8 protein-coding genes and 1 pseudogene are annotated in these 11,706 nt (G+C 41.3%); 3 read left to right on the top strand and 6 right to left on the bottom strand.

The annotated features are described in order from the left end of the window. Positions 1-30: 30 nt before the first annotated feature. From A7985_RS09220 to A7985_RS09235, 4 genes are all read right to left on the bottom strand, one after another. Positions 31-1,920, bottom strand: coding sequence for a methyl-accepting chemotaxis protein (locus tag A7985_RS09220; RefSeq protein ID WP_065790183.1), 1,890 nt, complete (start codon positions 1,918-1,920; stop codon positions 31-33). A 173-nt stretch (positions 1,921-2,093) separates the two neighbouring features. Then, positions 2,094-2,858: a basic secretory protein-like protein gene (locus A7985_RS09225; RefSeq protein WP_065790184.1), complete on the bottom strand. Its 765-nt coding sequence runs from the start codon at positions 2,856-2,858 to the stop codon at positions 2,094-2,096. Position 2,859: 1 nt separating this feature from the next. After that, complete coding sequence (locus A7985_RS09230) at positions 2,860-5,214, bottom strand: GH92 family glycosyl hydrolase (protein ID WP_065790185.1); 2,355 nt, start codon at positions 5,212-5,214, stop codon at positions 2,860-2,862. A 160-nt stretch (positions 5,215-5,374) separates the two neighbouring features. Further along, positions 5,375-6,646 (bottom strand): sugar MFS transporter, encoded by a 1,272-nt coding sequence (locus A7985_RS09235; protein ID WP_065790186.1) that lies wholly within the window; start codon positions 6,644-6,646, stop codon positions 5,375-5,377. Positions 6,647-6,873: 227 nt separating this feature from the next. On the opposite strand from A7985_RS09235, the gene A7985_RS09240 reads away from it, so the two are divergent. Both A7985_RS09240 and A7985_RS09245 read left to right on the top strand, forming a co-directional pair. After that, positions 6,874-8,064, top strand: a complete 1,191-nt coding sequence (locus A7985_RS09240; RefSeq protein WP_065790187.1) for an AGE family epimerase/isomerase — start codon at positions 6,874-6,876, stop codon at positions 8,062-8,064. Continuing rightward, complete coding sequence (locus A7985_RS09245; RefSeq protein WP_065790188.1) at positions 8,064-9,014, top strand: carbohydrate kinase family protein; 951 nt, start codon at positions 8,064-8,066, stop codon at positions 9,012-9,014. The genes A7985_RS09240 and A7985_RS09245 overlap by 1 nt, the downstream gene beginning before the upstream one ends. 52 nt (positions 9,015-9,066) lie before the next feature. On the opposite strand, the gene A7985_RS09250 is transcribed toward A7985_RS09245, so the two are convergent. Then, the gene (locus tag A7985_RS09250) at positions 9,067-9,321 is read right to left on the bottom strand and encodes a hypothetical protein (RefSeq protein WP_065790189.1); all 255 of its coding nucleotides are present in this window, start codon (positions 9,319-9,321) and stop codon (positions 9,067-9,069) included. Between the two features lie 79 nt (positions 9,322-9,400). On the opposite strand from A7985_RS09250, the pseudogene A7985_RS09255 reads away from it, so the two are divergent. After that, positions 9,401-10,491 (top strand): annotated as a pseudogene (locus A7985_RS09255) (MBL fold metallo-hydrolase). A 58-nt stretch (positions 10,492-10,549) separates the two neighbouring features. Here A7985_RS09255 and rnd read toward each other — a convergent pair. Then, on the bottom strand, positions 10,550-11,683 hold the full coding sequence (gene rnd / locus A7985_RS09260) for a ribonuclease D (protein ID WP_065790190.1): 1,134 nt from the start codon (positions 11,681-11,683) through the stop codon (positions 10,550-10,552). Positions 11,684-11,706: the final 23 nt, after the last annotated feature.

Below are 11,706 nucleotides of genomic sequence, written 5' to 3' on the forward strand. Positions count from 1 at the left end.
AAGGCTGCGATAATGCAGCCCTTTGTTTATTTATACTTTAAACTTATTCATCATGTGTTCTAGTTCATCAAATTGCAATTTTAAGGATTTGCACTCGTCCAGTGTTTGCCTCAAGCTTGTGCTACCCTGAACACAGAGATCGCTGATCCCGTGAATATCACTATCCAATGATTGAATAACCGTATTTTGTTCTTGAGTCGCGTTAGCTACCGCATCGTTCATACCATCAATAGACTCAATGGCGTGTGACACTTCTTGCATTTTAGTGCCCGCCGATTGTGCTTTTTCAGCACTTGCACTTGAGTCCTCTATGCTTAATTTCATTACCGATACCGCAGATGCAGATCCCTGTTGTAATTCAGCAATTGTATTTTCAATCTCTTGCGTTGACTCTTGGGTACGCTGTGCCAGTTGCCTTACCTCGTCAGCAACAACAGCAAAGCCTCGCCCAGCTTCACCCGCCCTCGCAGCCTCTATCGCCGCGTTAAGTGCCAGCAAGTTTGTTTGTTCACTGACCCCTTTGATGACCTCAAGGACTTGGCCAATACTTGCTGTTAATCTATCTAAGCCATCAATGGTTGATTGCGCTTCCTGCATTTTGGAGCTTAGCGCACCAATCTCTTCGATATTCGAATTCAGCGCTGTCTGGCTTTCATCAGACAGAGTATTGGCTCCTGTTGCGAGTTCTGATGCATGTTTTGCATTATTAGAGATTTCGATGGCGCTAGAAGACAGCTCATTGATCGCTGTTGCTACATTATCCGTTCGTTTTGTTTGCTCGGTATAGATGTCTAACGCATCTTGCGTTTGGCTCTGTAACCCTTCCATAACTTGTTCAAGCGCGAATGTCGTATCCTTCACTTTGGCAATACTTTGATGGATCTTTTCCACGAACAAATTAAAGTAATTTGATAGTTCGCCAAACTCATCATTGTTTTCAACCACGAGTCTACGTGTCAGATCCCCCTCGCCTTGTGCAATGTCTTTAATTGCCTCATTCAAGTGATTCATTGGTCTCATTAGGTATTTGAGTAATAGCTGCATCATCACAACAATCACGACCACACCCAACAACATATAGATAAGTGCCATATTTCTAAATGAAGAAATAGATGAATAGGCAATTTCTTTGTCGATGACAACACCTAAGTACCAATCTACATTTTTAATTCCATGCATTTTGACAAATGATACAAGCTTTTCAGTCCCATCAATTTCAAGCTCTATAAAATCTTCTTGAAGCGCGAGTTTTTGGCCAAACAAGCTTTGCATATTTTTGTCATTAAGTTGGGTATTAGGATGACTTAAGATACGACCATCACCGTCCAATAAAAAACCATAACCAAAGCCCAAAAAATCGATTTCGTTTATAATTTCAGTGATGGTGGCCATGTCAATATCTCCACCGGTCGCCCCATCTAATTGGCCATTATGATAAATCGGTACTACCGCAGTAATGGTCAATTCATTTGTTGTCGCATCTGTATAAGGAGATGTAAAAGCCGTATCGCGCTTTTGCATGGCTAACTGATACCAAGGGCGAGTCGTTGCATCAAAATCGCTAGGTAAATTAATTGTCGGGTCGTTCAGTACAAAGCGTCCGTTAGGCGTTCCTATAAATGTATTTTTAAAATGGCCTGCGTTGGCTGCTGTTTGAAGCCTTCTGCGAACTTCTTCCTCACTATCAGACCTTTGATGTCCCTCTGCAACAGACTGAACAATGTCTAATCTGTCATTTAACCAGTTTGCAATATTTTGCGAAACGGACTCTGAGATTTCTTGTAAAACGAGTGTAAGTTGATCCTGCGTCTGCGAACGCATCAAGACAAAATTATTTACGGTGAACAGGCTCAAAACGATGACCAGAACTACCGAAGCTGCGAGAGTGATTTTTGTGGTAAATTTGAATGCGCTAAACATGCAGATCCTGTTTTTCTTATGTACTACTGACTAGTTTGTATCAAATATTAAAAGCTTTGTCCCACCTTATCGGCAGTTTTTATGTAAATATTATAAATTTATTGAATTATTTTTAATGGGTACGAAAAAAGGCAAGTAAAACTTGCCTTTAGTATAGTCAAAAAGAACTAAAATTAGAGTGATTTTTGATAGTTAGACCAAGCGATGTCTAGGTTTATGTTCTTCTCTTTAGAGAAACTCCCCCAACTCCACTTTTTCTTATCATGAGGATCTAATTGGGCATTTAGTTCAACCAACAAATCAGGGTGATGATTAGACTCTAACCAGTGCAGAAAAAAAGCCGTCGTTTTATATCCACTGTCATAGTTACCACCTTGTTTACGACTGGAAAAGTCAACATAGCCACCTTTCATCCTGACCACATCGGCTATTCCCTCAATCACAGGACCGATCTCTTTATAGTTGTGGTCGTCTAGCTGGTACGCATGCGCAATCTCATGGTATAGAATGCCGATAAGTTCGTCATAAACCGCTTGAGGCGAATGAGTTAGCTTATATTTGTTTAGATATTGTGCACTGATATGGATTTTAGCGCCTGAGAAGTCCCCTTCTTTATAGGCCACACCATCCATATCTTCTAACACAATTTCCAGTAACGGTAGCTTAGGCGCTTTGTGTTCCTCTTTATAGAGAATACGCGCGACATTATACGAAATCTGTTTGATCAAATTCACATCAATGTGCTGCCAAACGGCCACTTGATCTTGGCTAAAGTAACGTATTTGTACATTAGGTAAGTCGAATGCCAACCAATTAATATCCCCGTTAAACTGAATCGGTTTAATCTCGGTTCTGATCTCTTCCGTTGCGGCCGTTGCACTGTGAGCCATTAAGCTCACAGTTGCAGCAAATGCCAAAATTACAGCTTTTGCTTTCATCTTATTTGTACTCAGATAGTGAAGGTGGACGCGCAGTATGTGTGCTACCCCAGGCTTTGTTTGGTGTATCACCCATCACGTACTTCAATTCGCCACCCGCCATAATATCTGCATGAGTTAGGTAATTTCGCTCTAACGGCTTACCATTCAAACTCACTGACTGAATGTACTTATGGGTTTTGCTCAAACCTTTTGCTGTCGTCGTAAACGTTTTTCCATTAGCCAGTTTTAACGTTACCTTTGGTGTTTGAGGTGCACCGATCGCGTATGACAAGTCACCAGGAGACACTGGGTAGAAACCCATGGCAGAGAAAATATACCAAGCTGACATTTGTCCTACATCGTCGTTGCCCGCAAGTCCATCTGGCTTATCTGAGCTTAGTGTATCCATGATTTGACGAATACGCTCTTGAGTTCGCCAAGGTTTACCAGCGTAGTTATACAAGTATGCAATGTGATGACTTGGCTCATTGCCGTGAGCATAGTTACCTATCAAACCTGCAATGTCTTCATGTTCTTTAATCATGTCTTTTGATAACGGGGTATCGAACAAATCATCTAAACGCTTTTCAAATGCATCGTCGCCTCCCATCAGCTCAATCAATCCAGCAACATCTTGCGGCACATAAAAGCTATATTGCATTGAATTACCTTCAGTAAAAGGACCCATATACTTTGCTTCATATGCGTTAAAGTCCTTGTTCCAATTACCTTTGCTATCTCTGCCACGCATAAAACGAGTTTGCGGATCAAAGACATTTTTATAGCTCATAGCACGAGCGTAGTATTCTTGGGCAAGTTTTGTTTTACCCATAGATTCAAACATGCGCGCAATTGCATAGTCGTTGTAAGCATACTCTAACGTGATAGACACTGACTCCGGCAACACATCCATCGGTACGTAACCATACTTTTTATATTCTGGAATGGCATCGTAAACTGGATTGTTTGCAGTACTTTGAATCGCCTCAACTGCTAAATCAATATCGTAATCCCTGATCCCTTTTAGGTAGGCATCTGCGATGACAGATACCGCATGATATCCAATCATTGTCCATGTTTCATGGGCATGGAAAGACCAAATAGGCAGCATTTTTTCGTAACTTTGTTGATAGTGAACAAGCATCGACTGGATCATGCCTGACACGCGATCAGGGTCGATATAAGTCAACAGAGGGTGCAATGCACGATAAGTATCCCACAGTGAAAATAACGTATAGTGCTCAAAACCTTTGCCGTCATGAATTTCACCATCCACACCGCGATATTGGCCATTTACATCTTGATAAATACTCGGCGCCTGTAGCGCGTGATAAAGCGCAGTGTAAAACTGGCGTTTCTCTGAGCGCGTACCCTCAACGTCTACTTTATCTAAGTATTTAGCCCAATCTTGTTTCGCTTGCGTTCTGACCTTTTCAAAGTCCCAATGAGGAATTTCCGTTTTGAGGTTTTCAAGCGCATTGGAACGGCTAACTGCTGAAAGGCCGACTTTCATATAGACAGGCTTTTTATCTACGCCCTTAAAAGACGCGACAAACTTAACGGCTTTACCCGCCGTCATTTTGACCGCTTTGTTTTCGATAGTTGAATGTTTTTGTTTACTATCAAGACAATTCATACATCTGTAGCGCATGTTGTCCTGATTGATAAACTGGTAGTCATCGATTGGCTGTGAAAATTGAATTGCGAAATACATTTGTCTATTTCGCGCCCAACCATTTGTCGCCCGATATGCGACTAATGTTCTGTCATCAACCTTGCGGATATCGCTCCATATTACTTTGTTTTCGAAATTGTAAATAGAGCTAGTCAGGTCAAATAAAATGTGTCCATGATCTGCGCTATTGAACGTGTACTTGTGCATTCCAACACGTGTCGTTGTCGTCAATTCGGCTGTTATGTCATAATCTTGCAGTTCAACGCCGTAGTATCCAGGTTCTGCCCACTCTTTATCGTGTGAAAATCTTGAACGATACCCTGAATCTGGGTTTTCTGCCGTGCCAGCTTCCAATTTAATGTCGCCAGTGATAGGCATCACCAATAAATCACCCAGATCAGAATGACCAGTCCCAGAAAAGTGGGTGTGCGAAAAGCCGACGATTGTTTCGTCGTCGTAATGATATCCTGCACAGCGCTTATATATTTCAGGCTGTGGTGATACACCTCGCATAGGGTTATCTGTGTCTGGACTTAATTGAACCATACCAAATGGAACTACAGCACCCGGAAATGTGTGCCCATCTCCACCTGTACCGATGAACGTATCTACCCATTGAGTGTTTGATTCGCGTGCTTCACTTACCGCTGAAAGCCCGGTAAGTGACACCATAGCTGCGGCCCAAATTGAGCGATGCATGTGCCTCTCCTTTATTGTAAATTATGTTTGGATCGTTCCAAGTGGTTTTAATATACAACGTCTATGAATACGTATTCAATAGCATTGAGATAGAAATTTATAAATTTAAGACAAAAAAGGCAAGCGAACGCTTGCCTCTTAAATAGAATATGGGGTTGATTTAGGCTACTTTATCTTGCCAATGCTTCGATAACTTCACTACATTCAGACCATACCAAGCAATGAATACATAACATATCAAAGGTACAATAAAGCTGATTTGAATATTCATGCTGTCTGCTACCATGCCCTGTAGCAATGGTATTATCGCACCGCCTACAATCGCTAAGCACAACCAACCTGAGCCTTTACTTGTTAACGAGCCTAAGCCCTCAATCGCGATTGTAAAAATCGTGGGGAACATAATTGAGTTAAACAAACCAATGGCTAATACAGAGATCATCGCAATATTGCCGTCCGTAGACATCGTCATAACGAGTAACAGCATTACACTAATAGCATTAAATACCAGTGCTTTAGAAGGTGCAATCACTTTCAAAGCCTGCGAACCAATAAAGCGACCAACCATTGCTCCACCCCAATAGTAGCCAAGCAATTTGGCTGCCGTTGGCGCATCGATACCACCAATATGCTCTTCAGCGAAATAATTAACAATAAAGCTACCAATGGATACTTCTGCACCGACGTAACTGAAAATAGCCACCACGCCCATCATTAGGTGAGGCGCTTCTTTTAAATTGTGACCTTTAGCCTTACAGTCTTGCTCTTCTGTATGCTCCGCAATTGTCGGCAGCTTTAAAAACGCGAATACAACCGCAATTATCACGAGTACAGCAGCAATCACCAAATAGGGAACCTTCACTGAATCAGCACTCGCCGCTTCAACTGCCATAGCACCACCTGCACCAAACAGCAGCATACCTCCAGCGATCGGCCCTAAAGTCGTTCCTAAAGAATTAAGTGCTTGCGCTAGGTTTAACCGGCTTGACGCTGTTTTAGGTGTGCCGAGTGCTGCAACATAAGGGTTTGCAGACACTTGTAAGATAACAATGCCAGATGCCATAACAAACAGCGCTGTTAAAAAAATCCAATACTGATGAACAATTACCGCTGGATAAAATAATAGACAGCCAAAAGCAGCAACCAGAAGCCCAATAATAATGCCTTTTTGGTAGCCCAATCGTTTAACGAGGTTGCCCGCTGGAAGTGATACAACGAAGTACGCAATGAAAAAACAAAACTGAATTAACATTGCTTCGGTGTAGTTAAGGTCAAAGACGCTTTTTAATCTTGGGATTAAAACATCATTAAAAACAGTAATAAAGCCCCATAAAAAAAACAGGGTTGTCATTGCTGCTAGCGGGAAAAAATAGTTTTTTTCGTTGTTCTGCGCGCCAGCAACAAAAGTTTGATTCGTGTTGATTTCACTCACTCAGGTTACTCCATGTTAAGGGATGTAATGATTCTACACATTGTTACAAGAAAATCACAAATGTTTTATTGGATCGTTCCATTATTTTTTTTAAGATGCTAGAGTAACTAGATAAATGAGAAAATACAGGTTAGTAAACTTTTTGAAATGCGCAATTGGCGTAGGCCAATAAAGCGCACCTTGAAAAGTCAAAAACCGTTTTGCGATTAGAAAGTGGAGCTTGATTAATGTCGCTTGATTTCAGAAACAAAGAATTTTTGCAGCAGCATATTGATAAGACAATGGCATTTTATCACCCGAGATGCGTCGATAACACAGGCGGTTTCTATCAATTTTTTAAGGATAACGGCGACGTATACGACAACTCTACCCGCCATCTAGTTTCAAGTACGCGTTTTGTTTTTAACTACGCGATGGCTTATCTCAATACATCTCAAGAGGAATACCTTGAACTTGTTAACCATGGTATTGATTACTTAGAACGAGTTCATAAACAACCCAATGGCGGTTATGCTTGGTTAGTTGAAAATGGTAAACCAAGTGATTTAACGAACCATTGTTATGGTCTGGCTTTTGTACTGCTAGCTAATGCAATGGCTTATAAAGCAGGCGTAAAGTCGACACTTTCCACTATCGAGCAAGTTTGGCAACTATTAGAACAAAAGTACTTTCAGGCCGAATACGCGCTCTATTTAGACGAATATGATGCATCGCTTGAAAATGCGGATAAGTACCGTGGTCAAAATGCGAATATGCATATGTGTGAAGCACTGTTAATGTGCTTTGAAGCAACGAAAGATAATAAGTTTTTAGACCGTGCTTACACGCTTGCGCATACAATGACGGTAAAGCAAGCTGACTTAGCTCAAGGTCTCGTATGGGAACATTACGATAGTAACTGGCAAATAGACTGGGACTACAATAAAGAAAACCCTAAGCATTTATTTAGACCCTGGGGATTTCAGCCGGGCCATCAAACTGAATGGACGAAACTGCTGCTTATCCTGCATAGGCACAAGCCTGAAGCTTGGATGATAGAAAAAGCAAAGTTCCTATTCGATGAAGCGTTAAAGTCTGCATGGGATGAACAACATGGTGGGATCTGTTATGGGTTTGCACCCGATAGATCCATTTGTGACGGCGATAAATATTTTTGGGTTCAAGCTGAAAGCTTTGCCGCTGCAGCGCTATTAGCGCTAGCCACAAATGAAGAAAAGTATTGGCAATGGTATGACAAAATATGGCGATATAGCTGGGAACATATGATCGACCATCAATATGGTGCTTGGTACCGTATTCTTACCCAAGACAATCGCTCTTACAGTGACGAAAAAAGTCCGGCAGGAAAGACAGATTACCATACAATGGGCGCTTGTTACGAAGTCCTCAGAGCCTATCAATTACAAGAGAGTAAATAATGAGTGTTATCTGTTTTGGCGAAGCGTTAATCGACTTTCTGTCTAATGGAAAAGAACCCGAAGCGTTTACAAAATACGCAGGGGGGGCACCAGCTAATGTATCAGTCGCTGTGGCAAAGCAAGGCGAAAAAAGTACCTTTTGCGGCATGCTTGGTGATGATATGTTTGGTCACTTCATTAATGAGGAATTGCAGAACCACAAAGTAGACACACAATATGTGAGGTTCACAAAAGAAGCACAAACAGCACTTGCTTTTGTATCTTTAGATAATGATGGCGAGCGTAGTTTCAGCTTTTATCGCCCTCCAGCTGCCGATTTGCTATTTAGAGCAGAGCATTTCGAGCCCGGTATGTTTACATCTAACAAAATACTGCATGTGTGCTCAAATAGCCTAACCGAAAGAAACATTTATCTCACCACGATAACGGCTATGCAACATGCGAAAGACAACAGGCTGTTAAAAAGTTTTGATATGAACTTGCGAGAAAACCTGTGGCCGTCGATGAATCATTGCTTGGAACGTATTTGGCATGTGCTATCTCAATCTGATGTCGTAAAACTGTCTTTGGAAGAGCTAGCATTTTTAAATGAACATGCCCACCCTGACCAAGATCAGCAAAAAACCATAGAAGCAATATTGAAAACTAATGTGCGACTTTTACTGATTACTGACGGGCCTAATGACATTAGATATTTTACGGGCACTTTTTCAGGTTATATTTCACCTCCAAAAGTGCAAGCTGTAGACACCACAGCTGGTGGCGATGCTTTTGTAGGCGGTTTATTGGCGGAGTTTTCAAGAAGACTGTCGCAAGTAACTTTTAAAGAGCTTTATAAAAGCGAAAGAGAAATTATTAATATTATCAATTTCTCAGCAAAATGTGGCGCCTATGCAGTAACCCGATACGGTGCCTTTTCATCATTACCGACTAAGCATGATATCGATTGAAAGTAACTTGAACTAAGTGTGAGACAGGCTCAAGGAAGAGCCTATTTACCTTCTATAAATACGACAAAAACTTATCGTAAAACCAGTAAACTACTGGCCCACAAATACACCAGCCGATCATAAAAGGCTTAAAAAAGCCAAGCCTTTGCGCATCAAGCTCCTCAACAACAGACATGTTTTCGGACGACTTTAATGGGAAAACTTTTCGATACATTTTAAATATTGTCAAGCCAACTAAAAACGGTACTATGATAAGTGCAAAAAACAATAATACTGCATACCAAGTCTCGTCAGAAACACGATCCATAATCTCTCGCTGTCGCTTTTGAAAGGCTCAGAATAGAATTTGGTTGCATGAATTACAACAAGAACAATGAAGTTTATATATGAAGCAATACCTCCCACTGATCTTAATCCCTCTTTTGGCTAGCTGTGCATCCCCTAATAAAGTAGAAAGGCTGACACCTGTTACTGAAATCAAGTATAAACAAACTGAAGGCTACACCCATCAATTTGCCAATACCTACAAAAGACCAAAAAGCTACCCACACACTTGCGAGCAGACTGCTACCCAGACAATGAAGACATTCAATGTAACAGTGAGATGGAGCAATGCCAATATATTGGTAGCAATCCCGCTTTAACAATAGATGAGGCTCGCAACTACAGTATACGGTGGCTTGGGCACGCAAGTTTTGTTATCACGACACCCACTGATGAAACAATTCTTGTTGATCCCGTTACAAGGCAATTCGATTGGCCAATAGATTGGGCTTTTACGAACCTAGCTGGCGGATTTTACCGACAACTCCCTCCCAAAGTGACTAATGACGAGCTGGCCTCAACAAAGGCTGTTGTTTATTCACATATTCACTACGATCACTTCAACAAGGCCGATATTGCTGACATTGGTAATAATATAAAGTACCTGACGCCACTTAACTTTGCAGACTACTTTCCAACGGGGGGCTACGATATCGTTGAAATGCCGTGGTATTCCAGCTACGACATAGGCCAAACCACAGTACATTTTGTGCCGGCACATCACTTCAGTAATCGTATAGTCGTTCCATTTATTACGAACGATGACGACGAAACCCTGTGGGGTGGCTGGCTCTTAGAGAACAATGGTAAAACGGTATTTTTTGCTGGGGATACGGGCTATTCTGGGCATTTTAAGGATATTCATAACGCTTTTGGTGACATCGATGTTTGCCTAATTCCAATTGCGTCTTATCACCATGAAGAACATGGAAAATGGTACCGAAATGTACATTTAACACCGGAAGATGCACTTGTAGCCGCTGAAGATATGAATTGTGGTGTGGTTATCCCTTGGGGTTATGGAAATTCGAGCTGGAAGATGGGCGACCATACTTCTCACTCTGCGCTGTTTAGACTGTTGCATATGAAAGAACAACTAAATAGCAAAGTACCTTTATACATTCTCAATGAAGGCGAGCGAGCAAAGTTTTAAAAAGTCACAGTGACAAGCTAGCGCAGTATTTTACTGCGCTAGTACAAACCACTGTCGGCTATTCGACTTCCCATGCTTTTAAGGTATCTCCTAGCAATTGCTTGCGCCAACCCTGAAACAAATCGGGTTTGATCATTTTTTTGCGTTGCTCTGTTGAGAGCTTCCAGTTCCAGCTGATAACTTGATTTATCTGTTTTTTCGATGCAACTACATCAACTGGGATCCCTTGCTTTTGAGCTTCAATGGCGATGAGCCCCTTAATATCCTTAGCTGCTTTTTTGTAGCCAGCAAAGTCAATTAAACGCTTCACTTTTTTGGGTAGTGCTTCTTCAGCAATTGACTTACCGGCGTCTATACACGCTAGAATTTCTTTACCAGAGCGATTCACTTCCATCGCTTCGACTTCTGGTACATTGCGCATACTTGCAAGAGAGGATGGACGTCGTTTGGCAATTTCAACCATATTCAGCTCTTTTAAAATAAAGTTTACCGATATGTTTTTCTTTTCAGCCTTTTTTAAACGCCAAGCTGCAAGCTCCCTTAGAACCGCTAGGTCTCGGCCTCTGAGTTGCCAAACATTTTTGATATTTAAATAGACGTATTCGTCAGGTGTGCGAAACGCACGTTTTTGTGAAATTAGCTGACTTTCAGATATCACAATATCCTTAAATCCTTTTTGCTGAATTTTTTCCACAATACGCTCATAACAAGGCAATAAGTAGAAAACATCTGCCGCCGCATATTCCAACTGTTTACTAGATAAAGGCCTTTTTAACCAATCGGTGCGTGACATGCTTTTATCAATCTCAATGTCCAACAGGTTTTTCACCATATTGGCAAATCCGACGCAATTCCCCTCACCTAACAATTGCAGTGCAAATTGTGTATCAAAAAGCGGCGATGGGCATATACCTGCGAAATTTTGAAATACTTCAATATCTTCTGATGGAGAGTGAATGACCTTTATAACATCAGGTGCAGTAAATAACTCCCAAAGCGCTGAAAAATCAAGTTCAATTAAAGGATCTATCAGTGCTAAATGCTCGCCATCATATACCTGAAAAAGAGCACTTTCAGGATACAGTGTTCTGCGTCGCATAAATTCGGTATCAATGGCTAACACCTTGCTGCCTGATACTAGGTTGATAAATTCATTTAATTCAACTTGATTCTGAATAAACCGATACTGCACATTTACTCCTTCGCTATAGCGAA

Source organism: Pseudoalteromonas luteoviolacea, from assembly GCF_001696455.1.
GTDB lineage: Bacteria > Pseudomonadota > Gammaproteobacteria > Enterobacterales > Alteromonadaceae > Pseudoalteromonas > Pseudoalteromonas luteoviolacea_C.